Origin of the sequence: Streptomyces griseus subsp. griseus, assembly GCF_000720255.1 — a bacterium.
In the GTDB taxonomy this organism is placed as follows: Bacteria; Actinomycetota; Actinomycetes; order Streptomycetales; family Streptomycetaceae; genus Streptomyces; species Streptomyces griseus_I.
In genome coordinates this window covers 100,975-124,717 of record NZ_JOJE01000008.1, presented here as the reverse complement: position 1 = coordinate 124,717, position 23,743 = coordinate 100,975, and the positions used below count along the sequence as shown (strand labels likewise).

The 23,743-nt window shown below is 71.9% G+C and carries 16 protein-coding genes; 14 read left to right on the top strand and 2 right to left on the bottom strand.

Annotated features, from left to right (window positions below; all coding sequences use genetic code 11):
* Positions 1-134 precede the first annotated feature (134 nt).
* The 4 genes from IG99_RS14485 to IG99_RS14470 all read left to right on the top strand — a co-directional run bounded on the left by IG99_RS14485 (position 135) and on the right by IG99_RS14470 (position 5,208).
* The gene (locus IG99_RS14485; RefSeq protein WP_037673815.1) at positions 135-977 is read left to right on the top strand and encodes a nitrilase-related carbon-nitrogen hydrolase; all 843 of its coding nucleotides are present in this window, start codon (positions 135-137) and stop codon (positions 975-977) included.
* Between the two features lie 139 nt (positions 978-1,116).
* Positions 1,117-2,520: a dihydropyrimidinase gene (gene hydA, locus IG99_RS14480; protein WP_037673812.1), complete on the top strand. Its 1,404-nt coding sequence runs from the start codon at positions 1,117-1,119 to the stop codon at positions 2,518-2,520.
* 11 nt (positions 2,521-2,531) lie between these two features.
* Positions 2,532-3,551, top strand: a complete 1,020-nt coding sequence (locus IG99_RS14475; RefSeq protein ID WP_037673809.1) for a TIGR03842 family LLM class F420-dependent oxidoreductase — start codon at positions 2,532-2,534, stop codon at positions 3,549-3,551.
* A 130-nt stretch (positions 3,552-3,681) separates the two neighbouring features.
* Positions 3,682-5,208, top strand: coding sequence for an NCS1 family nucleobase:cation symporter-1 (locus IG99_RS14470; protein WP_037673806.1), 1,527 nt, complete (start codon positions 3,682-3,684; stop codon positions 5,206-5,208).
* Positions 5,209-5,236: 28 nt separating this feature from the next.
* Here IG99_RS14470 and IG99_RS14465 read toward each other — a convergent pair whose 3' ends face one another.
* Both IG99_RS14465 and polX read right to left on the bottom strand, forming a co-directional pair.
* Positions 5,237-5,902 (bottom strand): hypothetical protein, encoded by a 666-nt coding sequence (locus IG99_RS14465; protein WP_037673923.1) that lies wholly within the window; start codon positions 5,900-5,902, stop codon positions 5,237-5,239.
* A 168-nt stretch (positions 5,903-6,070) separates the two neighbouring features.
* Positions 6,071-7,798 (bottom strand): DNA polymerase/3'-5' exonuclease PolX, encoded by a 1,728-nt coding sequence (polX, locus tag IG99_RS14460; RefSeq protein WP_037673803.1) that lies wholly within the window; start codon positions 7,796-7,798, stop codon positions 6,071-6,073.
* A gap of 123 nt (positions 7,799-7,921) precedes the next feature.
* Here polX and IG99_RS14455 point away from each other — a divergent pair, with 123 nt between their 5' ends.
* The 10 genes from IG99_RS14455 (at position 7,922) to IG99_RS14410 (ending at position 23,702) form a co-directional block, all read left to right on the top strand.
* Positions 7,922-9,247: a phosphoribosyltransferase gene (locus IG99_RS14455; protein ID WP_037673801.1), complete on the top strand. Its 1,326-nt coding sequence runs from the start codon at positions 7,922-7,924 to the stop codon at positions 9,245-9,247.
* A 14-nt stretch (positions 9,248-9,261) separates the two neighbouring features.
* A complete protein-coding gene (locus IG99_RS14450) occupies positions 9,262-10,371 on the top strand; it encodes a CapA family protein (protein ID WP_051865403.1) in 1,110 nt (369 codons plus the stop codon).
* A 389-nt stretch (positions 10,372-10,760) separates the two neighbouring features.
* Positions 10,761-12,596, top strand: a complete 1,836-nt coding sequence (locus IG99_RS14445) for a gamma-glutamyltransferase family protein (RefSeq protein WP_037673797.1) — start codon at positions 10,761-10,763, stop codon at positions 12,594-12,596.
* A 96-nt stretch (positions 12,597-12,692) separates the two neighbouring features.
* Positions 12,693-13,538, top strand: a complete 846-nt coding sequence (locus tag IG99_RS14440; protein WP_037673921.1) for an inositol monophosphatase family protein — start codon at positions 12,693-12,695, stop codon at positions 13,536-13,538.
* A 140-nt stretch (positions 13,539-13,678) separates the two neighbouring features.
* Positions 13,679-15,091, top strand: coding sequence for a phytoene desaturase family protein (locus IG99_RS14435; RefSeq protein WP_037673795.1), 1,413 nt, complete (start codon positions 13,679-13,681; stop codon positions 15,089-15,091).
* 66 nt (positions 15,092-15,157) lie between these two features.
* A complete protein-coding gene (locus IG99_RS14430) occupies positions 15,158-15,667 on the top strand; it encodes an O-acetyl-ADP-ribose deacetylase (protein ID WP_037673792.1) in 510 nt (169 codons plus the stop codon).
* 202 nt (positions 15,668-15,869) lie between these two features.
* Positions 15,870-19,988 carry a molybdopterin-dependent oxidoreductase gene (locus IG99_RS14425; protein WP_037673789.1) on the top strand — a complete coding sequence of 1,373 codons (4,119 nt, stop codon included), beginning with the start codon at positions 15,870-15,872 and terminating at the stop codon, positions 19,986-19,988.
* 120 nt (positions 19,989-20,108) lie between these two features.
* Complete coding sequence (gene lpdA / locus IG99_RS14420) at positions 20,109-21,521, top strand: dihydrolipoyl dehydrogenase (RefSeq protein ID WP_037673786.1); 1,413 nt, start codon at positions 20,109-20,111, stop codon at positions 21,519-21,521.
* A 113-nt stretch (positions 21,522-21,634) separates the two neighbouring features.
* A complete protein-coding gene (locus IG99_RS14415) occupies positions 21,635-23,188 on the top strand; it encodes an AlkA N-terminal domain-containing protein (protein WP_037673784.1) in 1,554 nt (517 codons plus the stop codon).
* Positions 23,189-23,216: 28 nt separating this feature from the next.
* Positions 23,217-23,702: a methylated-DNA--[protein]-cysteine S-methyltransferase gene (locus IG99_RS14410; RefSeq protein ID WP_037673781.1), complete on the top strand. Its 486-nt coding sequence runs from the start codon at positions 23,217-23,219 to the stop codon at positions 23,700-23,702.
* Positions 23,703-23,743: the final 41 nt, after the last annotated feature.

The window sequence follows — 23,743 nt, the reverse complement described above, 5'->3', positions numbered from 1 at the left end:
ACGGCGGTGAAACATGGGACGGCGAAGGCGTGACACCGTGGCACGCCACACGCCCGCAAACGTGACACGGTGCAACTCAAAGCCTGCTTTGGGACTTCCTAGCCTTCTCGCACACCGAGCGACCGGAGGTCCCGATGAGCAGAGTGATCCGTGCCGCCGTCTTCCAGACCGCCTGGACCGGCGACAAGGAATCGATGATCCAGGTTCACGAGCAGGCGGCCCGCGACGCGGCCGCGCAGGGTGCCCAGGTCCTGTGCTTCCAGGAGCTGTTCTACGGACCCTACTTCTGCCAGGTCCAGGACAAGGCGTTCTACGAGTACGCGGAGCAGATCCCCGACGGCCCGATCGTGGGGCGCTTCCAGGCGCTCGCGAGGGAACTGGGCATCGTCCTGATCCTGCCGATGTACGAGGAGGAACAGCCCGGCGTCCTCTACAACACCGCTGCCGTGATCGACGCGGACGGCTCGTACCTCGGCAAGTACCGCAAGCACCACATTCCCCAAGTCCCCGGTTTCTGGGAGAAGTTCTACTTCCGCCCGGGCAACGCCGGCTGGCCGGTCTTCGACACGGCCGTCGGCAGGATCGGCGTCTACATCTGCTACGACCGGCACTTCCCGGAGGGCTGGCGTGCCCTGGGCCTCGCGGGCGCCGAGATCGTCTTCAACCCCTCCGCCACCTCGCGTGGCCTCTCGCGCTACCTGTGGCAGCTGGAGCAGCCGGCGGCCGCCGTCGCCAACGAGTACTTCGTCGGCGCGATCAACCGGGTCGGTGTGGAGGACCTGGGCGACAACGACTTCTACGGGACGAGCTACTTCGTCGACCCGGAGGCACAGTTCGTCGGCGAGGTGGCGAGCGACAAGGAGACCGAACTCGTCGTCCGCGACCTCGACCTGGCCAAGCTCCGAGAGGTCCGCGACCGCTGGCAGTTCTACCGCGACCGCCGCCCGGAGGCATACGGCCCGCTGACGGCCCCCTGACACGGGCGGTGACACGCGCCCCCTGAAGGGCGAACCCCTTCAGGGGGCGCGGGATCCCGCCCGATATGCGGCTTCCGCCGCGTGAGCGCGACCAGCCCACGACGACCCGCACCCGACTACACCCCAGCGGAGTCAAGCCATGAGCAGCCGTACCGTCATCCGGAACGGTCTCGTCATCACCGCCTCCGACGAGATCCACGCCGACGTCCTGATCGAGGACGGCCGTATCGCCGCCCTCGCCGCATCGAATACCCCTGCCGCCGAAGCATGGACTGCCGAGCGAACCATCGACGCGACCGGGAAGTACGTCATCCCGGGCGGCGTCGACGCCCACACCCACATGGAGTTGCCCTTCGGCGGCACCTTCGCCTCCGACACCTTCGAGACCGGCACCCGGGCCGCCGCCTGGGGCGGCACCACGACGATCGTCGACTTCGCGGTGCAGAGCGTCGGCCACACCCTGCGCGAGGGCCTGGACGCCTGGCACGCCAAGGCCGAGGGCAACTGCGCGATCGACTACGGCTTCCACATGATCGTCTCCGATGTGAACCAGGGGACGCTCAAGGAGATGGACCACCTCGTCGAGGAGGGCGTCACCTCCTTCAAGCAGTTCATGGCCTACCCGGGCGTCTTCTACAGCGACGACGGCCAGATCCTGCGCGCCATGCAGCGCTCCGCCGAGAACGGCGGACTGATCATGATGCACGCCGAGAACGGCATCGCCATCGACGTGCTCGTGGAGCAGGCGCTGGCCCGCGGCGAGACCGACCCGCGCTACCACGGCGAGGTTCGCAAGGCCCTCCTGGAGGCGGAGGCCACCCACCGCGCGATCAAGCTGGCCCAGGTCGCCGGCGCCCCCCTGTACGTCGTGCACGTCTCGGCGCAGGAGGCGGTCGCCGAGCTGGCCCGGGCGCGCGACGAGGGGCTGAACGTCTTCGGCGAGACCTGCCCACAGTATCTGTTCCTGTCGACCGACAACCTCGCCGAGCCCGACTTCGAGGGCGCCAAGTACGTGTGCTCGACCCCGCTCAGGCCGAGGGAGCACCAGGCCGCGCTGTGGCGGGGCCTGCGCACCAACGACCTCCAGGTGGTCTCCACCGACCACTGCCCCTTCTGCTTCGTGGGCCAGAAGGAGCTCGGGCGGGGCGACTTCTCCAAGATTCCCAACGGCCTGCCGGGCGTCGAGAACCGTATGGACCTGCTCCACCAGGCCGTCGTCGACGGGCACATCTCGCGCCGCCGCTGGATCGAGATCGCCTGCGCCACCCCGGCCCGCATGTTCGGCATGTACCCGAAGAAGGGCACCATCGCCCCCGGCGCGGACGCCGATGTCGTCATCTACGACCCGCACGCCGAGCAGGTCCTGTCCGCGGTGACCCACCACATGAACGTCGACTACTCGGCGTACGAGGGCAAGAGCGTCACCGGCCGGGTCGAGACCGTGCTCTCGCGCGGCGAACCCGTCATCACCGAGCGGGAGTTCACCGGGCGCACGGGACACGGCGTCTACACCCCGCGGTCCACCTGTCAGTACCTCAACTAGGAGTGGCGCACATGGACTTCGGACTCGTCCTGCAGACCGATCCGCCGGCCTCGCGGGTCATCGGCCTGATGAAGCGTGCCGAGGAGCACGGCTTCACCTACGGCTGGACGTTCGACTCCGCCGTGCTCTGGCAGGAGCCGTTCGTGATCTACAGTCAAATCCTGGCGAACACCACCGAGCTGACGGTCGGCCCCATGGTCACCAACCCGGGCACCCGCACCTGGGAGGTCACCGCCTCCACCTTCGCCACCCTCAACGACATGTTCGGCAACCGCACGGTCTGCGGCATCGGCCGCGGCGACTCGGCGATGCGCGTCGCGGGCCGCAAGCCCAACACGCTGGCCCGCATCAGCGAGGCGATGAAGGTCATCCGGGCCCTCGGCAGCGGGGGAGAGGCCGACCTCGGCGGTACGGTGATCAGGTTCCCCTGGATCAAGGAGGGCGCCGAACTCCCCGTGTGGATGGCCGCGTACGGGCCCAAGGCGCTGAAGATGACGGGCGAGGAGGCCGACGGGTTCATCCTCCAGCTCGCCGACCTCTACCTCACCGAGTACATGGTGAAGGCGGTCAAGGACGCGGCCGTCGCCGCCGGACGCGACCCGGCGGAGGTGAAGATCTGCGTCGCCGCCCCCGCGTACGTCACCGACGACGACTCGCCGGAGGCGCTCGCCCACGCGCGCGAGCAGTGCCGGTGGTTCGGGGGAATGGTCGGCAACCACGTCGCCGACCTGGTGTCGAAGTACGGCGAGCACTCCGCCGCCGTACCCGACGAACTCACCGACTACATCAAGGCCCGCGAGGGGTACGACTACTCCCACCACGGGCGCGCCGACAACCCGGACACCCAGTTCGTGCCCGACGAGATCGTCGACCGGTTCTGTCTCATCGGCCCGGTCGAGAAGCACATCGAGAAGCTGAACGCGCTGCGCGAGCTGGGCGTCGACCAGTTCGCCGTCTACGACATGCACGACGCGCAGGAGAAGGTCATCGACGTGTACGGCACGACGGTGATCCCCGCCGTCAACGGCTGACGCACCCAACCAGGATCGACACCACCCCACCCCCCACTCCAGTTCTCCCCTCCCCGCCCCTTCCGGCGGGGAGGGGGCCGGAGACCCGCACGGCCTTTCCGGATCCGCCCCTCGTTTGATTGGCCTGCCCATGACCGACACCGCTCCCACGGCCATACCGCCGTCCGCCCAAGTGACCCTGGCCGACGGCCGGGTGGAGATCGCCCCTGGTTCGCCGCTGCCCAGCGGCCCGTACGCCAACGAGGACCTGCTGCCGGTCCCCGTCGAGAAGCGCACCTGGACCACGTACAACTTCTCGGCGCTGTGGGTCGGCATGGCCCACAACACGGCCTCGTGGACCCTGGCCTCCGGGCTGATCGCGGTCGGCATGGACTGGAAGCAGGCCGTGCTGACGATCGCGCTGGCCAATGTGATCGTGCTGGTCCCGATGCTGCTCACCGGGCACGCCGGACCGAAGTACGGCATCCCCTTCCCGGTCTTCGCCCGTGCCGCCTTCGGCATCCGGGGCGCCAACCTCCCCGCTGTCGTACGGGCGTTGGTGGCGTGCGGCTGGTTCGGCATCCAGACCTGGATCGGCGGCGAGGCGATCTACTTCCTCGCCGGGAAGCTGATCGGCAGCGGCTGGAGCGACGCCGGGAAGATCGGCGGCTACGCGTGGACCATGTGGCTGTCGTTCGCCATCTTCTGGGCGCTCCAGGTCGCGATCATCTACCGGGGCATGGAGACCATCCGTCGCTTCGAGAACTGGGCGGCGCCGTTCGTACTCGTCGGCGCGTTCGTGATGCTGATCTGGATGAGCAACAAGGCGGGCGGCTTCGGCCCGCTGCTCGACCAGCCCTCCAAGCTCGGCTGGGGCGGTGACTTCTGGAAGCTGTTCTGGCCCTCCCTCATGGGCATGATCGGCTTCTGGTCCACTCTGAGCCTGAACATCCCGGACTTCACCCGGTACGGCAAGAGTCAGAGAGCGCAGACCTGGGGACAGGCGCTCGGCCTGCCGACCACCATGACGCTGTTCGCGCTGCTGTCCGTGATGGTCACCTCCGGCTCGCAGGCCGTGTACGGCGAGACCGTCTGGGACCCGGTCCAGCTCGCCGCGAAGACGGACAACGTGGTGGGTCTGCTCTTCGCGCTCGTGACCGTGCTGGTGGCGACGCTGTCGGTGAACATCGCGGCCAACCTCGTCTCGCCGGCCTTCGACTTCTCCAACATCGCGCCCAGAAAGGTCAGTTTCCGGGCCGGCGCGCTCGCCACCTGTGTCCTCGGCGTGCTGATCTTCCCGTGGAAGCTGTACTCCGACCCGCAGGGTTACATCTTCACCTGGCTGGGCCTGGTCGGCGGTCTGCTCGGCACGGTCGCCGGCATCCTCATCGCCGACTACTGGATCCTGCGCCGGGGTCGGCTGGTGCTGGCGGACCTCTACCGCAGCGGCGGCCGCTACTGGTACGAGAACGGCTGGAACTGGCGGGCCGTCGTCGCCTTCCTGGCCGGCGGTGTGCTGGCCGTCGGAGGAGCCAGCTTCAAGCCGCTGATCGACGGCCGGCCCGTCCCGGCCCTCGAACCGCTCGCCGACTACGGCTGGGCGGTGGGCCTGGGCACCTCCATGGTGCTGTACGTGGTGCTGATGCTGCTGCGGGGCCGGGAGACGGCCGAGGCGTGACGCGAGCCCGGGCGGAGGGCGGCCGGTTCTACCGGCCGTCCTCCAGCGCGGCCACCGCGTCCTTCGCGGCCTTGATGGCACCCTTGTTGATCACGTCCGTACTGGGTGCCTTCTTCGACTCGAAGTCACTGCCGTTGTAGGTGATGATCACCAGCGCGTTGGAGGCACGGACCAGCACCACGCCCTCGCGGGTCTGCTGCTTGTCCTCGGTGGTGAGGTTCACGACGGAGTACGCCGAGTCGCCGAGCCCGGGGACGTCCCCTCCGCCGCTGTGCTCCTTCACGCGATCGGCGTACGACTCCTTGGCCTCGTCGTCCGAGCCGGTGATCTCGAAGGAGACGTCGAGCCAGCGGTAGTCGTACCCCTTGAGCGCGTTCCACGAGCAGGTGCGGCGCACCTGCGTGTCCGTCGAGGGGATCTCCTTGCCGCCCGCCTTGGCGCCCGGCACCAGTGACTTGACCGTGCTCCCGGTGACGCCGGCGCACGGCGCGGGGGCCGCCGCGTACGTCTTGGTCTGCGCCGTGGTCGACGGGGCCGTGGCCGACGCCTGCGTACCCGTCTTGGCGGCCGTCCCGTGCTCGGCGGCCGGCGCCGGAGCGAGCGGTCCGGACGCCAGTGCCCAGCCCGCGCAGGCGAGCACGGCGACGGGGGACAGGCGCGCGGTCAGGGTGAGCGGCAGGGGGAGAGAACGCACGGCGCACTTTTCGTGGGGGTCGGTGCGGAGGGGTCCGCACTGCGGACGGGACGACAGTTTCACATGCCTGCGTGTGGTTCGGAAGGGCGAACTCGCTCCGTACCGGCGCGGTGACGGAGGCCGGTTGACGATACGTCATGTGTCCCGTTATGTCCGGCACGTGATGCTTCAGTCGGACCGGCCCTTGCGCAGGAACCGGCGCAACCGCCGCAGGGGCCAGGTGTTGATCACGTCGTCCGGGGTGAGCCAGCCGCGCTGGGCCAGACCGATCCCGTAGCGGATGTGGTCGAGGTGGCGCAAGGAGTGGGCGTCGCTGTCGACGGCGAACTTCGCCCCGAGGCTGCGGGCCCGGAGGATGTCCTCGTCGCCGAGGTCGAGCCGGTCGGGCTGGGCGTTGATCTCCAGGGCCGTACCCGTGCGGGCGCAGGCGGCGAACACCGCGTCGAGGTCGGCGTCGATCCCGGGCCGTCTGCCGATCAGACGGGTGGTCGGGTGGCCGATGACATGGACGTGAGGGTGCTCGCAGGCGCGTACGATCCGCCGGGTCATCGCCTCCCGGCCGAGGCCGAAGTGGGAGTGCACCGAGGCCACGCAGAGGTCGAAGCCCGCGAGGAAGTCGTCGGGCCAGTCGACCTCGCCGTCGGGGCCGATGTTCAGCTCGCTGCCGTGCAGCAGCCGCATCCCGCCGTGAGCGCCGTCGAGTGAGCGCACCTGCTCGCGCTGGGCGAGCATCTTCGCGTCCGTCATGCGCTGCATGTACATGTCCGGCGCGTGATCGGTGACCGCGTAGTACGCGTACCCCCGTCCGGCGGCCGCCGCCACCATCTCCTCCAGCGGGGCGAGGCCGTCGGTGAGGTCGGTGTGGGTGTGCAGGTCACCCTTGATGTCGGCCTCCGTCACCACTTCGGGCAGCTCGCCGCGCAGCCCTGCCTCGATCTCCCCCCGGTCCTCGCGCAGCGTGGGCGGGATCCACGGCAGGCCCAGCCTGGCGTACACCTCGTCCTCGGACCGGGAGGCGACCCGCCGGCCGCCCTCGTTCTCGAACAGGCCGTACTCGGAGAGCTTCAGCCCCATGCGGACGGCGATCGTACGGGTGCGGATGTTGTGCGCCTTCGAGCCGGTGAAGTACTGCAGGGCGGCACCCCACGAGTCCGGCGGCACCACCCGCAGGTCCACCTGGACGCCCTGGACGGTACGGACCGAGGTCTTCTTCCGGCCGTGTGCGATCACCTCGGCTGTGGAGGGCAGCCCGGTGAGCGCGGCCATGAAGGGCTCCGAGCGGTCGGCGGCGACGAGGACGTCGATGTCGCCGACCGTCTCCTTCACGCGGCGCAGCGACCCGGCGGGAGCGCAGTTCTCGCAGCCGTCGATCCCCGAGAGCGCCGCGACGATCTCCTCGGCGGCCTCCGTGGCGGTGCTCAGCAGGATCCGCTCGCCGGCCTGCCGCATCAGGGCGATGCCGTGCAGGATGTTCTCCTCGGTGCGCTCCCCGAAGCCCTTCAGGTCGCGCAGCCGCTCGTCCCTGATGGCGTCGGTCAGCTCGCCCACCGAGGAGATGCGCAGGTCCTCGTAGAGCGCCATGGCCTTCTTCGGGCCGAGGGTGGGGATGGTCATCAGCTGCCGCACCCCCGCCGGGATCTCGGCCCGCCGCTCCTCGACGGCGGCGACGGTGCCGGTACGGAAGTACTCGACGACCTTCTCGGCGATCGACCTGCCCACGCCCGGGATCTCCCGCAGTCCCGCGACGTCGAGGCGGGAGACGTCGGCGGGGTGGCCGCCGATCGCGCGTGCGGCCTTCTCGTAGGCGCGGGCCTTGAACGCGTCGCCTCCGGTGACGGCGACGAGGTCCGCGTACTCCTGCAGGAGCGCCTCGACCTCGTCGTTGGGCCGGACCATGTCCACAGTCTAGGAACCGCGCGGCGGGCCCGCCCGGCACCGACCGCACCCCGGGCCACACTGCGCTTTCCCTGCGCGCAGGTGCAGGATGGAGGTGCGGGGCCGTGCGAGGAGGGCCGGACCGTGTACTTCACCGATCGTCATGACGCCGGCCGGCAGCTGGCCGCCCGGCTCACCCACCTCAGGGGCGCCGACGCGGTCGTCCTGGGACTGCCACGAGGAGGTGTCCCCGTTGCCGCCGAGGTCGCGGAGGCGCTCGGCGCACCCCTCGACGTCTGTCTGGTGCGCAAGCTGGGCGTGCCGTATCAGCCCGAACTGGGCATGGGCGCGATCGGTGAGGGCGGCGCCCGGGTGATCAACGAGGACGTGCTGCGCAGCGCCGGCGTCACCCCCGGCCGGCTGGCCCGGGTCGAGGAGCGGGAGCGGGCCGTACTGGAGAGCCGGGCCCGGCGCTACCGGGGCAGCAGGGCACCCGTCGGGCTCCAGGGCCGTACGGCCGTGGTCGTCGACGACGGCGTGGCCACGGGCTCGACGGCGCGCGCCGCCTGCTGGATCGCCCGTGCCCGCGGAGCGGCGCGGATCGTGCTGGCGGTCCCCGTGGCGCCGCCGGACTGGACCGAGCGGCTGGGCGACGACGCCGAGGAACTCGTGTGCCTGCACACCCCGTGGGGCTTCTTCGCCATCGGCCCGTACTACGACGACTTCACCCAGACCGGCGACGACGAGGTCGTCGCCTGCCTGGAAGCGGCCGCCGCCCGGCCGGCCCGCGAGGCCCGCACCGCGCCGTACCACGCCCCGCCCGAGGACCGGGAAGTGGACGTGCGGGCCGGAGCCGCGGTGCTGCCCGGGCGGCTGACGGTACCCGAGGGCGCACCCGGGGTCGTGGCCTTCGCACACGGGAGCGGCAGCAGCCGGCACAGCCCCCGTAACCGCTTCGTCGCCGCCGGGCTGAACCGGGCCGGGCTCGCGACCCTGCTGTTCGACCTGCTCACCGAGGAGGAGGAAGTCGACCGGGCCAACGTCTTCGACACCGTCCTGCTGGCCCGCCGCCTGGCGGACGCCACCCGCTGGCTGCGGGGACAGCCCGGCACCGAGGGGCTCCCCGTCGGCTACTTCGGCGCCAGCACCGGCGCGGCCGCGGCACTCGGGGCGGCCGCCGAGCCGGGGGCGCGGATCGCCGCGATCGTCTCCCGGGGCGGCCGGCCGGACCTGGCGGGGCCACGGCTGCCGGAGGTGACGGCACCCACGCTGCTCGTCGTCGGCGGGCGCGACCAGCAGGTGCTCGAGGTGAATCAGCAGGCACAGACCCGGCTGCGCTGCGAGAACCGGCTCGCGGTCGTCCCCGGCGCCACCCACCTCTTCGCGGAACCCGGCGCCCTGGAGCAGGTCATGGAGCTGGCCCGGGACTGGTTCACCGACCACATGGCACCGGCTCCCGCGGCGGCCTGACCCGGCCCGTGACCATGAGCGTCACCCTGTCCCTCTGCGGTGACGTGATGCTGGGCCGGGGCGTCGACCAGATCCTCCCGCACCCCGGCGACCCCGTGCTGCGCGAGACGTACGTCCGGGACGCCCGTGCCTACGTCGAGCTGGCCGAGGCGGCCGACGGGCCCATCCCCCGGCCGGTGAGCCACTCCTGGCCCTGGGGCGAGGCCCTGGACGTCCTCGACCGGGCCGCGCCCGACGCCCGGATCCTCAACCTGGAGACCAGCGTCGCGCAAGGCGGCTCCTTCGCGCCCGACAAGGAGGTCCACTACCGCATGCACCCGGCGAACCTGCCGTGCCTGGCCGCCGTCCGCCCCGACGTCTGCACCCTGGCCAACAACCACGTCCTCGACTTCGGACACCCCGGACTCGACGAGACGCTCACCGCCCTGGCGGACGCCGGGCTCAGGACGGCGGGAGCGGGCCGCAGCGCGCGGGACGCACGCCGGCCCGCGGTCGTCCCGGTGCGCGACGGCGGCCGTGTGCTGGTCTTCTCCTGCGGGATGCCGTCCAGCGGCATCCCGCCCGAGTGGGCCGCGACCGACCGACGGGCGGGCGTGGCTCTCGTGGCCGGCCCGTCCGCCGCCGCTGCGGCCGAACTCACCGGGCGCATAGGGGCGTTGAAGCGGCCCGGCGACATCGCGGTGGTGTCCGTCCACTGGGGCGCCAACTGGGGCTTCGCCGTCTCCCGCGACGAGGTCCGCTTCGCCCGCGCCCTCGTCGACGGCGGAACGGACGTGGTCCACGGACACTCCTCGCACCATCCGCGCCCGCTGGAGGTGTACCGGGGGCGGCTCATCCTGTACGGCTGCGGGGACTTCGTCGACGACTACGAGGGGATCGGCGGATACGAGCGGTACCGGGACGACCTGCGGCTGCTGTACCTCGTCACGCTCGTACCGGCGGAGCCCGGGACCGGAACTCCGCCGAGCGTGCGGATGGTGCCCTTCCAGGCCCGGCGCATGCGCCTGGAGCACGCCTCGCCCGAGGACGCGGAGTGGCTGCGGACCACCCTCGACCGGATCAGCCGCGCCCACGGCACCCGGATCGACCGTGCGCCGGGCGGCACGCTCACACTCCGTCAGTGACAGCCGAGCCGCGTGCGTACCGGTTTTCGAGACGTCTGGCGCCTGGATGCGGGTGCCAGCGACCTGGACACCGGCGTTTCGACGAGGTCCCGCGCGAGGTGTGCGTGGCAATGGTCGACGACGTGGCAACCGGCCTCCGGGCTCGCACGGATTTTCCGCCCGGGGAACGGCTGTGAACCCGAAGGAAGAGCGATGGGAGTCGCCTCGGGCCCGCGCCGGGCGTCCCGCGTCGTCGCCGGCGCGCGGAAGGGGCGGGGGGCGATCGATAGCCTTCCGGGGAAGCGGACGGAGGGGAAACCTGGCCCACCCTCCTCCGATCCCTCAGACCGATCCTGAGCGCTCGCGCCCGTCGTCCGGGCCGACGCACGTACACAGCGAGGTGAGAGGCCCTGTTCACGACCCGACCCACCCTCCAGGGCACCTTCGGCATGGTGTCCTCCACCCACTGGCTGGCCTCGCAGTCCGCCATGGCCGTTCTGGAGGACGGTGGAAACGCCTACGACGCGGCCGTGGCAGGCGCCTTCGTGCTGCACGTCGTCGAGCCGCACCTGAACGGGCCCGCCGGCGAGGTGCCGATCCTGCTCGCCCCGGCGGGCGGCGAGGTACGGGTGCTGTGCGGGCAGGGCGTTGCGCCGGCCGGGGCGACCGTCGCCCACTACCGCGGGCTCGGCCTCGACCTCGTGCCCGGCACCGGTCCCCTCGCCGCGGCCGTCCCGGGCGCCTTCGACGCCTGGATGCTCCTGCTGCGCGACCACGGCACCAAGTCCCTCGCCGACGTCCTGAAGTTCGCCGTCGGGTACGCCGAACACGGGCACGCGCCCGTGGAGAACGTGGGCGCGACCGTCGAGACGGTCCGGGAACTGTTCGAGAAGGAGTGGACCTCCTCCGCCGAGGTCTACCTGCCCGGCGGGACGGCACCCCGCCCGGGTGAGCTGCTGCGCAACCCCGCCCTCGCCGCGACCTGGAAGCGGCTGCTCGCGGAGGTCGCCGGGGCGGGGGACCGGGAGGCGCAGATCGAGGCCGCGCGGGAGGTGTGGCGCACCGGCTTCGTCGCCGAGGCCTTGGTCCGGCAGGCGGGGCGGCCCACCATGGACACCAGCGGCGAGCACCACACCGGCACGCTCACCGCCGCCGACCTCGCCGGCTGGTCCGCGACCTACGAGGCGCCGGCGACGTACGACTGGAACGGCTGGACCGTCTGCAAGGCCGGCCCCTGGAGTCAGGGCCCTGTCCTCCTCCAGCAGCTGGCGCTGCTGCCGCCCGAGATGCCGCCGTACGGCTCCGCGGACTACGTCCATCTCCTCGTCGAGGGCTGCAAGCTCGCCATGGCCGACCGGGAGGCCTGGTACGGGGACGCGGCCGAGGTGCCGCTTGCGGAGCTGCTGTCGGCGGAGTACAACGCGGCGCGGCGCGGGCTCGTCGGCGACACCGCCTCCCACGAGCTGCGGCCCGGCAGCCCCGGCGGCCGCACACCGCGCCTGAGCGCGCACGCGCGCGTGGTCATCCCGTTCGAGCCCGGCTCCGCCGCGCTGGGAGTGGGGGAGCCGACCGTCGCCAAGCATCCGGCGTCACCGGTGCCGGGGGAACCGGAGGGGCCCCTCGTGCGGGGCGACGGAAGCACCCGGGGCGACACCTGCCACCTGGACGTCGTCGACCGCTGGGGCAACATGGTCGCCGCCACGCCCAGCGGCGGCTGGCTCCAGTCCAACCCGGTCGTGCCCGAGCTCGGCTTTCCGCTCGGTACGCGGCTGCAGATGACCTGGCTGGAGGAGGGGTTGCCGAACACGCTGACTCCCGGCCGCCGCCCCCGCACCACCCTCACGCCCTCCCTCGCCCTGCGCGACGGCGCGCCGGTCATGGCGTTCGGCACGCCCGGCGGGGACCAGCAGGATCAGTGGCAGCTGCACTTCTTCCTGGCCGTCGCCCTGCGCTCGTCCGTGCGCGGCGGCCTCGACCTCCAGGGCGCGATCGACGCCCCGAACTGGCACAACGACAGCTTCCCCGGCTCCTTCTACCCCCGGGGCATGCGGCCGGGCAGCGTCACCCTGGAGGCGCGCACGGACCCCGGCGTCACCGCGGAGCTCGGGCGCCGGGGCCACCACGTGACCGTCGGACCGCCCTGGTCCGAGGGCCGGCTCTGCGCGGTCGCCCGCGACCCGCGCACCGGCATCCTGTCGGCGGCCGCGAACCCCCGCGGCATGCAGGGCTACGCCGTCGGACGATGATCCGCATGTACCGCTGCCCCCGGTATTCATGCGGATTCCACCCGCAGTGCACCGGGCGGGTGGGGGTTGTCAGTGGGGCGTGCTCTCATGGGGGGCATGATCGAAGAGATGGAAACCATCGACGAGTTTCTCGCCCACCACTCGGCCGACGTGGAGGAGGCCGTCCGCAAGGCGGCCGCTGCCGAGATCATGCCGCGCTTCCGCACGCTCGCCGCGCACGAGGTGGACGAGAAGGACGGCCCGCACGACCTGGTCACGGACGCCGACCGTAAAGCGGAGCTGTATCTCACCGAGGCGCTCGGCGCCCTGCTGCCCGGCTCGGTCGTGGTCGGCGAGGAGGCGGTGCACGCCAACCCCGCCACCTACGAGGCGATACAGGGCGACGCGCCCGTCTGGATCGTCGACCCCGTCGACGGGACCCGGCAGTTCGTGCGAGGCGAGGACGGCTTCTGCATGCTCGTCGCGCTCGCCCGACGCGGAGTCCTGCTGGCCTCGTGGACGTACGCGCCCGCCCTCGACCAACTGGCCACGGCCGTACGGGGCGGTGGCGCCTTCCTCGACGGTGAGCGGCTGTTCGCCGGAGCGCCCACCCCCGGCCGGGACCTCACGGTGGCCACCTCCCACCCCGACTACACCACCGACGAGCAGAAGCACGCCCTCCTCGGCCTCTGGACGGACGGCGTCGCACCCCGCCCCTGCGGCTCCGCGGGCCTGGAGTACCTGGCCGTGGCCCGGGGCGAGTCGGACGCCACGGCCTTCTCCTGGGAGGCCGCCTGGGACCACGCGGCGGGCATCCTCCTCGTGGAGGAGGCGGGTGGCGCCCACCTCACCCTCACCGGCGAGCCGTTCCGCATCACCGGCGGCAACTCCCTGCCCTTCACGGCGGCCCGGGACGCGGCCACGGCACGGCGGGTGGTGGGGTTGCTGTCGGCCGGAGCCTGATCGGCGGACGGGCGCCGTCCGGAGGCAAGCGCACGGTGACCACCCGGCCGACCCACCCGCGCCGCGAAGGTTGTCAGTGCCCCGGCATATCCTGATCCCCAGTGGCCATCGGCTGACGAAGGGGTCCGAAGGTGCCGTCGATGCTCGATGCTGTCGTGGTGGGTGCGGGGCCGAACGGACTGACCGCCGCGGTGGAGCTGGCCCGCCGCGGCTTCTCCGTGGCCCTCTTCGAGGCGCGGGAGACCGTGGGCGGGGGCGCCCGAACCGAGGAGCTCACCCTGCCGGGCTTCCACCACGACCCCTGTTCCGCGGCCCACCCGCTCGGCATCAACTCACCCGCGTTCCGCACCCTGCCCCTGGAGCGCTACGGCCTCGAGTGGCTGCACGCCGAGCTGCCCATGGCCCACCCGTTCCCCGACGGCACCGCCGCCGTGCTGTCGCGTTCGGTCGGTGAGACGGCGGCCTCCTTCGGGCCCCGGGACGCGGGCGCGTACCGCAGGCTGGTCGAGCCGTTCCTGCCCAGGTGGGACACCCTGGTCCGGGACTTCATGTCCCTGCCGCTGACCGCCCTGCCCCGCGACCCGGTGACCCTGGCCCGCTTCGGACTCGTGGGCCTGCCCCCGTCGACCTGGCTGATGCGCCGCTTCCGTGACGAGCGGGCGAAGGCGCTGTTCTCCGGGCTCGTCGCCCATGTCATGGCCCCGCTCTCCGGCGTGGCCACCGGCGCCATCGGCCTCGTCTTCGCCCTCGCCGCTCACGCCCGCGGCTGGCCCGTGGCCCGCGGCGGCTCCCAGTCCATCTCCGACGCCCTCGCCGCCTACCTGAAGGATCTCGGCGGCACCATCCACACCGACTACGAGGTCAAACGCCTCGACGACCTGCCGCCCGCCCGCGCCTACGTCTTCGACACCTCGCCCACCGCCCTGGCCCGGATCGCCGGCTTCGGCCGCTTCTACGAGGGCTACCGCTACGGCGCGGGTGTCTTCAAGGTCGACTACGCCCTCGACGGACCCGTGCCGTGGACCGCCGAGGAGGCACGCACCGCGGGCACCGTGCAGATCGGCGCCGACAGCCAGGAGATCGGCACCGCCCTGCGCGCCGCGTCCGTCGAGGGCCGCGCACCCGACCGGCCGTTCATGATCACGGTCCAGCCCAGCATCGCCGACCCCAGCCGAGCCCCGGAGGGCAAGCAGGTCTTCTGGGCGTACGGCCACGTCCCCAACGGCTGGACCGGCGACCTCACCGACGCCATAGAACGCCAACTGGAGCGCTTCGCCCCGGGATTCCGCGACCGCGTGCTCGCCCGCGCCACCGCCGGGCCACCCCAACTCGCCGCCCGCAACGCCAACTACGTCGGCGGCGACATCGGCACCGGCGCGGTACGCGGACTCCAGGTCATGCTGCGCCCCAGGCTGTCGCTGTCCCCGTACACCACCCCGCACCCGGCCGTCTTCATCTGCTCCTCGGCCACCCCGCCGGGCCCGGGGGTACACGGCATGTCGGGCCACAACGCGGCGAAGGCCGTCTGGCGGAGGCTGCGGCAGAGGCAGTAGAGGCGGTGCCCCGTTCGTCGGCCGTCGCGACGTGCGCGGCTCCGGACCGGCTGGTAGAGAAGCCCCATGACCACCATCACCCTCGTCCGGGGCGACATCACCCGGCAGTCCGTCGACGCCATCGTCAACGCGGCGAACTCCTCGCTGCTCGGCGGCGGAGGCGTCGACGGCGCCATCCACCGGCGCGGCGGTCCCGCGATCCTCGACGCGTGCCGCAAGCTCCGCGCCTCCCGGTACGGCAAGGGCCTCCCCACCGGGCAGGCGGTCGCCACGACCGCCGGGGAACTGGACGCGCAGTGGGTGATCCACACCGTCGGCCCGGTCTGGTCCGCCTCCGACGACCGCTCCGCGCAACTCGCCTCCTGCTACCGGGAGTCGCTGCGGATCGCCGACGAACTCGGCGCCCGTACGGTCGCGTTCCCCGCGATCTCCACCGGTATCTACGGCTGGCCGATGGACGACGGCGCCCGCATCGCCGTGGAGACGGTACGGGCCGCGCGGACAGCGGTCGAAGAGGTCAGGTTCGTGCTCTTCGACCAGCGGGCGTACGACGCGTTCGCCCAGCGGGTGGAGTGACGCCCGCACAAGGCCTGCAGGTGACGTTCCTCACAGCCGCCCCCGGAAGCCCTGCTCACACCGCCCGTCCCGGCCCTGTGCGGCGCGCTTAACCGCCCATGATCAGCCGAGGAGACACCGGCGTAATGAGCTGTCCGTAGGGTCATCAACGGTCGAACCATGCCGAACAGAACCCTGCCGAGCACAGCGAAGGGGGGCGCCCGTGGCCGCGCCGGACTCGCGGAACGACCGTACCTCGACGGTGCGGACGGTCTGCTCGTACTGCGGTGTGGGCTGCGGCCTGGTCCTCGACATCGGCATGGGCCCGGACGGCCGCCGCAGCGTCCTGAAGGCGTCCGGGGACAAGGAGCACCCGGCGAACTTCGGCCGGCTGTGCACCAAGGGCGCCACCACCGCCGACATGCTCAGCGCCCCAGGCCGGCTGACCACCGCCCTGGTGCGCCCCGACCGGGGCGAGGAGCCGGAGCCCGCCCCGGCCGACGCGGCGATCACCGAAACCGCCCGCCGGCTGCGCGCCGTCGTCGACGAGTACGGTCCTGACGCGGTCGCCCTCTACGTCTCCGGCCAGATGAGCCTCGAGGCGCAGTACCTGGCGAACAAGCTGGCCAAGGGCTATCTGCGCACCAACCAGATCGAGTCGAACTCCCGTCTGTGCATGGCCAGCGCCGGCACCGGATACAAGCTGTCCCTCGGCGCGGACGGCCCGCCCGGCTCGTACGAGGACCTCGACCACGCGGACGTCTTCCTGGTCATCGGCTCGAACATGGCCGACTGCCACCCGATCCTCTTCCTGCGGATGATGGACCGTGTGAAGTCGGCGGGCGCCAAGCTGATCGTCGTCGACCCGCGCCGCACCGCCACCGCGGAGAAGGCCGACCTGTTCCTCCAGGTCAGGCCCGGCACCGACCTGGCTCTCCTCAACGGCCTCCTGCACCTGCTGCACGAGAACGGCCACACCGACCCCGACTTCATCGCCGCCCATACCGAGGGCTGGGAGGCGATGCCGCAGTTCCTCGCCGAGTACCCGCCTGCCACCGTCGCCGAGATCACCGGCATCCCGGAGGACGACCTGCGCGAGGCCGCCCGGCTGATCGGCGAGGCGGGGGAGTGGACCAGCTGCTGGACCATGGGCCTCAACCAGTCCACACACGGCACCTGGAACACCAACGCCCTGGTCAACCTCCACCTGGCGACCGGCGCGATCTGCCGTCCCGGCAGCGGGCCCTTCTCCCTCACCGGCCAGCCCAACGCCATGGGCGGCCGCGAGATGGGCTACATGGGCCCCGGCCTGCCCGGCCAGCGCTCCGTCCTGGTCGACGCCGAACGCGCCTTCGTCGAGGAGCTGTGGGAGCTGCCCCCCGACACCCTCCGCGCCGACGGCGTCGGCAAGGGCACCGTCGAGATGTTCCAGAAGATGGCCGACGGCGAGATCAAGGCCTGCTGGATCATCTGCACCAACCCCGTCGCCTCCGTCGCCAACCGCAGGACGGTCATCGAGGGCCTGGAGGCCGCCGAGTTCGTCGTCACCCAGGACGTCTTCGCCGACACCGAGACCAACGCCTACGCCGACGTCGTCCTGCCCGCCGCCCTGTGGACCGAGACCGAGGGCGTCCTCATCAACAGCGAGCGCAACCTCACCCTCGCCCGGCCCGCCGCCGACCCACCCGGCGAGGCCATGGCCGACTGGCGGATCATCGCCGCCGTCGCCCGCGGGATGGGCTTCGAGAAGGGCTTCTCCTACGACACTGCCGAAGAAGTCTTCGAGGAGATCAAGGGCGCCTGGAACCCCAAGACCGGCTACGACCTGCGCGGCGTGACCTACGACCGCCTGCGCGCCACGCCCGTCCAGTGGCCCGCCCCCACCGCCGACGGCCCCGACCGCAACCCCATCCGGTACGTGGGCGACGACGGCTCGCTCACCTTCCCCACCGCCTCGGGCCGTGCCGCCTTCCATGCCCGCCCGCACCTGCCGCCCGCCGAGATGCCGGACGACGACTACCCGTACGTCCTGAACACCGGCCGCCTCCAGCACCAGTGGCACACCCTGACCAAGACCGCCCGGGTGGCCAAGCTGAACAAGCTCAACCCCGGCCCCTTCGTCGAGCTGCACCCGCAGGACGCGGCCGGCCTCGGCATCACCGACGGCGACTCGGTCGAGGTCGCCTCCCGGCGCGGCCGGGCCGTCCTGCCCGCCGTCGTCACCGACCGCGTCCGGCCCGGCGCCTGCTTCGCGCCCTTCCACTGGAACGACCTCTTCGGCGAGTACCTCAGCGTCAACGCGGTGACCAGCGACGCCGTCGACCCGCTGTCCTTCCAGCCCGAGCTGAAGGTGTGCGCCGTGTCGCTGACCAAGGTGGCGACACCGGTGACCGTCTCGACACCGGGGGCCGTCGAGGGCCCTGCCCGCCCCGCTGCCACCTCCTTGCCCGCGCCCGTGGGGGTGGTGGAGCCCGCCGCCGTGCTGCCCTCCGCGGCCGCCGCCTTCGGTATCGAGCCCGCCCCGCCGCCGGTCCTGACCGTGACCGAGCGCCAGTACCTCGTCGGCTTCCTCGCCGGCATCCCGGCCGGCGCCCCCGGCGTACCGGTCCTGCCGCCCGACGCCCCCTTCAGCCCCGAACACGCCACATGGGTCAACGGCACCCTCGCCGGCATGTACTCCCGTGCCGCCACCACGCCGGCGGCCGCGCACACGCCCCGCCGCGAGGTCGTGATCCTCTGGGCCTCCCAGACCGGCAACGCCGAGGAGTTCGCGGCCGCCACCGCCGAACGCCTCACCTCGGGCGGTCACACCGCCTCCCTCGTCGCCATGGACCAGGCCGACCCCACCACCCTGCCCTCCGACGCCGACCTGCTCCTCATCACCAGCACCTTCGGCGACGGCGACGCCCCGGACAACGGCAGCGGCTTCTGGGACACCCTGGCCGCCCCCGACGCCCAGCGCCTGGAGGGCCGCCGCTACGCCGTCCTCGCCTTCGGGGACTCCTCGTACGACGACTTCTGCGGCCACGGCCGCCGCCTCGACCAGCGTCTCGACGAGCTCGGCGCCGTGCGCCTGGCGCCCCGTACCGACTGCGAACCGGACTACGAGACCAGCGCCCACGCCTGGCTCGACGAGGTGCTCTCCGCCCTCCGGGCCGAGGGTGTCCTGACGCCCGCGCCGCCGCTCCCGGCCGCCCCGGCGGCGCCTCCGCGGCCCAAGCGGCCCGCCCCCGTCACCGCCCGTCTGACCGGCAACCGGCTGCTCAGCCTGCCCGGCGCGGACAAGGAGGTCCGGCGCTTCACCTTCGACACCCGCGACAGCGAACAACCCCTCGTCTACGAGGCCGGTGACGCCCTCGGCGTACGGCCCCTCAACGCGGTCGGTCTCGTCACGGAGTGGCTGGCCGTGACCGGCCTGGACGCGGACGCGTCGGTGCGGGTCGACGGCGTCGGCGAGACCTCGCTCGGCGAGGCCCTGCTGCGCCACCTCGACATCACCCGCGTCAGCCCCGACCTGCTGCGCTTCGTCGCCGACCGCGCCCGCGACCCCCGCGAGCTGCGCAAGCTGCTGCGCCCCGACAACAAGGGCGAGCTGGCGAAGTGGTCCTGGGGCCGCCAGGCCGTCGACGTCGTCACCGAGTTCGGCGTACGGGCCGACGCGCAGGAGTGGGCCGACACCCTGGGCCGGCTGCAACCGCGCCTGTACTCCATATCCTCCAGCCCGCTCACCGACCCCCACCTGGTGTCCCTGACGGTCTCCGTCGTCCGCTACGAGAACCTGGCCGGCCGCCCCCGCCAGGGCGTCTGCTCCCCCTTCCTCGCCGATGCCGAGCCGGGCACCGAGGTCGCGGTCCACGTCCAGCGCTCCCCGCACTTCCGCCCGCCCGCCGACCCCACCACCCCGATGGTCATGGTCGGCCCCGGCACCGGCGTGGCCCCCTTCGTCGGTTTCCTCGACGAACGCCGTGCCCGCGGCCACCGGGCCCCCAACTGGCTCTTCTTCGGCGAACAACACCGCGCCAGCGACTTCTACTACGAGGACGACCTCGCCGCCCACCTCACCGAGGGCACCCTCGCCCGCCTGGACACCGCCTTCTCCCGCGACCAGCGCGCCAAGGTCTACGTCCAGGACCGGATGCGCGAACACGGCTCCCACCTGTGGTCCTGGCTCCAGGACGGCGCCCACTTCTACGTCTGCGGCGACGCCTCCCGCATGGCCAAGGACGTCGACCGCGCCCTGCGCGACATCGCCGTCGTCCACGGCGGCCTCACCGAGCAGGACGCGGCGGCGTACGTGAAGCAGCTCGCGACGGAGAAGCGGTACGTGCGGGACGTCTACTGATCCGCTCGGGGTGATCGCTATGGCGTTCGTAACACATGGTGATCCGCGTGGCGGGCGACGGGCCGGAGCGAAAGAATCACCGGTACGGACTCATCGCGGCCCCAGGAAGAGGAACTCCCCATGGTGGAGCAGGACGAGCACTTCGACGTCGTCGTACTCGGTGCCGGCCCCGGCGGCTACGTCGCCGCGATCCGGGCCGCCCAACTGGGCAAGCGGGTCGCCGTCGTCGAGGAGAAGTACTGGGGAGGCGTCTGTCTCAACGTGGGCTGCATCCCCACCAAGGCCCTCCTGCGCAACGCCGAACTCGCGCACATCGTCACCCGCGAGGCGAAGACCTTCGGCATCAAGGTCGACGGACAGGTCTCCTTCGACTACGGGGAGGCCTACCGGCGCAGCCGCAAGGTCGCCGACGGCCGGGTCAAGGGCGTCCACTACCTGATGAAGAAGAACAAGATCACCGAGCTCGACGGCCGCGGCACCTTCCTCGACCCGCACACCCTCCAGGTGACGGACTACGACGGCAACACCCGCGCCATCGGCTTCGACCACTGCGTCATCGCCACCGGCGCCACGCCGAAGCTGCTGCCCGGCACCCGCCGCACCTCCCGCGTGGTGACCTACGAGGAGCAGATCCTCGCCGAGGACCTCCCGCAGTCGATCGTCATCGCGGGCGCCGGAGCGATCGGGATCGAGTTCGCCTACGTCCTGCACAACTACGGCGTGAAGGTCACCGTCGTCGAGTTCCTGGACCGCGTCGCCCCGCTGGAGGACGCCGACGTCTCCGCCGAACTCGCCAAGCAGTACCGCCGCCTGGGCATCGACGTGCTCACCTCCACCCGGGTCGACTCGATCGACGAGTCGGGCCCCGAGGTCCGCGTCACGGTCACCGCCAAGGACGGATCCCAGCAGGTCCTGGAGGCCGACAAGGTTCTCCAGGCCATCGGCTTCGCCCCCAACGTCACCGGCTACGGCCTGGAGAACACGGGCGTACGCGTCACCGAGCGGGGCGCGATCGACGTCGACGGCCGCTGCCGCACCTCCGTCCCGCACATCTACGCCATCGGCGACGTCACCGCGAAGCTGATGCTGGCGCACGCGGCGGAGGCGATGGGCGTGGTCGCCGCGGAGACGATCGCGGACGCGGAGACCATGGAGCTGGACTACGCGATGATCCCGCGCGCCACCTACTGCCAGCCGCAGATCGCCAGCTTCGGCTACACCGAGGCCCAGGCCCGCGAGCTGGGCTACGACGTGAAGGTGGCGAAGTTCCCGTTCACCGCCAACGGCAAGGCGCACGGCCTCGGCGACGTGACCGGTTTCGTGAAGCTGATCAGCGACGCCAAGTACGGCGAACTCATCGGCGGCCACATGATCGGCCCGGAGGTCACCGAGCTGCTGCCCGAGCTGACCCTGGCCCAGAAGTGGGACCTCACCGTCCACGAGGTGGCCCGCAACGTGCACGGCCACCCGACCCTCGGCGAGGCGATCCAGGAGGCGGTCCACGGCCTGGCCGGTCACATGATCAACATGTGAGGACGGCGGACGCACACCGCCGGGCGGGCGGTGATCCGCGCAGGCCCAGGACAGCCGAGGTCGATGTCGGATTCCCGCCAGCCCGGGCGGCGCGGGTGCACGATGCTGGATCCATGCAGAACGGGACGCACACCGACAGGGAGCACTGTGTACGCGCGGTCCAGTCCAAGGACGCGCGCTTCGACGGCTGGTTCTACACCGCCGTCCTGACCACTCGGATCTACTGCCGGCCCAGCTGCCCGGCCGTCCCGCCCAAGCCGGAGAACATGACGTTCCACCCGAGCGCTGCGGCCTGCCAGCAGGCCGGCTTCCGGGCTTGCAAGCGCTGCCGGCCGGACACCAGTCCGGGCTCCCCCGAGTGGAACCAGCGGGCCGACCTCGTGGCCCGCGCCATGCGGCTGATCGCCGACGGCGTCGTGGACCGCGACGGTGTCCCCGGCCTCGCCGGCCGCCTCGGCTACAGCACCCGGCAGGTCGAGCGCCAGCTCCTCGCCGAACTGGGCGCGGGCCCGCTCGCTCTCGCTCGCGCCCAGCGTGCCCAGACGGCCCGCCTGCTCATCGAGACCACCTCGCTGCCCATGGCGGAGATCGCCTTCGCGGCCGGCTTCTCCTCGATCCGCACCTTCAACGACACCGTGCGTGAGGTCTTCGCCCTGTCCCCGAGCGAGTTGCGCGACCGGAGCGTGAAGCGGAACGGCAGGACCCGGGGCTTCCAGAGCTCCCCGACCCCCCAGAACACGGCCCCCCGGAACCCGACCCCCGACAAGTCCCACGTCACCCCCGGTGTACTGAGCCTTCGCCTCCCCTTCCGCGCCCCCCTGAACCCCGACAACCTCTTCGGCCACCTCGCGGCGACCGCCGTACCCGGGGTGGAGGAGTGGCGGGACGGCGCGTACCGGCGCACGTTGCGGCTGCCGTACGGCCACGGCATCGTCGCCCTGACCCCGAACCCCGACCACATCGCCTGTCGTCTCACCCTGAGCGACCTGCGGGACCTGACCGTCGCCATCAGCCGCTGCCGGCGCATGCTCGACCTCGACGCCGACCCGGTCGCGATCGACGACCAGCTGCGCATGGACCCGCTCCTCGCACCCCTGGTGGACAAGGCCCCCGGCCGCCGAGTGCCGCGTACGGTCGACGAGGCGGAGTTCGCCGTGCGTGCGGTACTCGGCCAGCAGGTCTCCACCGCCGCCGCACGCACCCACGCGGCACGCCTGGTCACCGCTCACGGCGACCCGGTCGACGACCCCGAGGGCGGACTCACCCACCTCTTCCCGACGCCCGAGGCGCTGGCCGCGGTGGACCCGGAGACCCTGGCGATGCCACGCACCCGCCGCACCACGTTCACCACCCTGGTCGGACTGCTCGCGGACGGCAGCCTCCGCCTGGGCCCGGACAGCAACTGGTCGCAGACCCGCGCCGAGCTCCTCGCGCTGCCCGGCTTCGGCCCCTGGACGGTCGACGTCATCGCGATGCGCGCCCTCGGCGACCCCGACGCCTTCCTCCCCACCGACCTCGGTATCCGCCGCGCCGCACAGGAACTGGGCCTGCCCTCCACCCCCGCGGCCCTCACCGCCCGCGCCGAGGCGTGGCGCCCCTGGCGGGCGTACGCCGTCCAGTACCTCTGGGCGACGGACAGCCACCCCATCAACTTCCTGCCCGTCTAAGGCCCGTAAAGGAAACTCAGGGACCACCATGAAGCAGCACACCGTCATCGACAGCCCGTACGGCCCCCTCACCCTCGTCGCGGACGACGGCGTCCTGTGCGGCCTCTACATGACCGAACAGCGCCACCGCCCGACGGAGGAGAGCTTCGGCGCCCGAGCCGACACCGCCCTCTTCGCGGAGGCGGAGGAACAACTCGAGGCGTACTTCGCGGGCGGGTTGAAGGAGTTCACCGTCGAACTGCGCCTGGCCGGAACCCCGTTCCAGCGCAGCGTCTGGGACCAACTGCGCAGGATCCCCTACGGCGAGACCCGCTCCTACGGCGAACTCGCCGACGCCCTGGGCAATCCCAAGGCCTCCCGCGCCGTCGGTCTCGCCAACGGCCGCAACCCCATCGGCATCATCGTCCCCTGCCACCGCGTCATCGGAGCGAGCGGCAGCCTCACCGGCTACGGCGGCGGACTGACCCGCAAGCAACGCCTGCTGGACTTCGAAAAGGGCACGGCCCTGTTCTAGCGTGGCCCGCCCGCCCGCCCGCGCCGCCGGCGGGCCGGACG

What these genes read in the sequence shown, in the direction of transcription:
- IG99_RS14485 (WP_037673815.1), top strand. Translation starts at nt 135, where the DNA reads ATGAGCAGAGTGATCCGTGCCGCCGTCTTCCAGACCGCCTGGACCGGC.
- hydA (WP_037673812.1), top strand. Translation starts at nt 1,117, where the DNA reads ATGAGCAGCCGTACCGTCATCCGGAACGGTCTCGTCATCACCGCCTCC.
- IG99_RS14475 (WP_037673809.1), top strand. Translation starts at nt 2,532, where the DNA reads ATGGACTTCGGACTCGTCCTGCAGACCGATCCGCCGGCCTCGCGGGTC.
- IG99_RS14470 (WP_037673806.1), top strand. Translation starts at nt 3,682, where the DNA reads ATGACCGACACCGCTCCCACGGCCATACCGCCGTCCGCCCAAGTGACC.
- polX (WP_037673803.1), bottom strand. Translation starts at nt 7,798, where the DNA reads ATGGTCCGGCCCAACGACGAGGTCGAGGCGCTCCTGCAGGAGTACGCG.
- IG99_RS14450 (WP_051865403.1), top strand. Translation starts at nt 9,262, where the DNA reads ATGAGCGTCACCCTGTCCCTCTGCGGTGACGTGATGCTGGGCCGGGGC.
- IG99_RS14440 (WP_037673921.1), top strand. Translation starts at nt 12,693, where the DNA reads ATGATCGAAGAGATGGAAACCATCGACGAGTTTCTCGCCCACCACTCG.
- IG99_RS14435 (WP_037673795.1), top strand. Translation starts at nt 13,679, where the DNA reads ATGCTCGATGCTGTCGTGGTGGGTGCGGGGCCGAACGGACTGACCGCC.
- IG99_RS14430 (WP_037673792.1), top strand. Translation starts at nt 15,158, where the DNA reads ATGACCACCATCACCCTCGTCCGGGGCGACATCACCCGGCAGTCCGTC.
- lpdA (WP_037673786.1), top strand. Translation starts at nt 20,109, where the DNA reads ATGGTGGAGCAGGACGAGCACTTCGACGTCGTCGTACTCGGTGCCGGC.
- IG99_RS14415 (WP_037673784.1), top strand. Translation starts at nt 21,635, where the DNA reads ATGCAGAACGGGACGCACACCGACAGGGAGCACTGTGTACGCGCGGTC.
- IG99_RS14410 (WP_037673781.1), top strand. Translation starts at nt 23,217, where the DNA reads ATGAAGCAGCACACCGTCATCGACAGCCCGTACGGCCCCCTCACCCTC.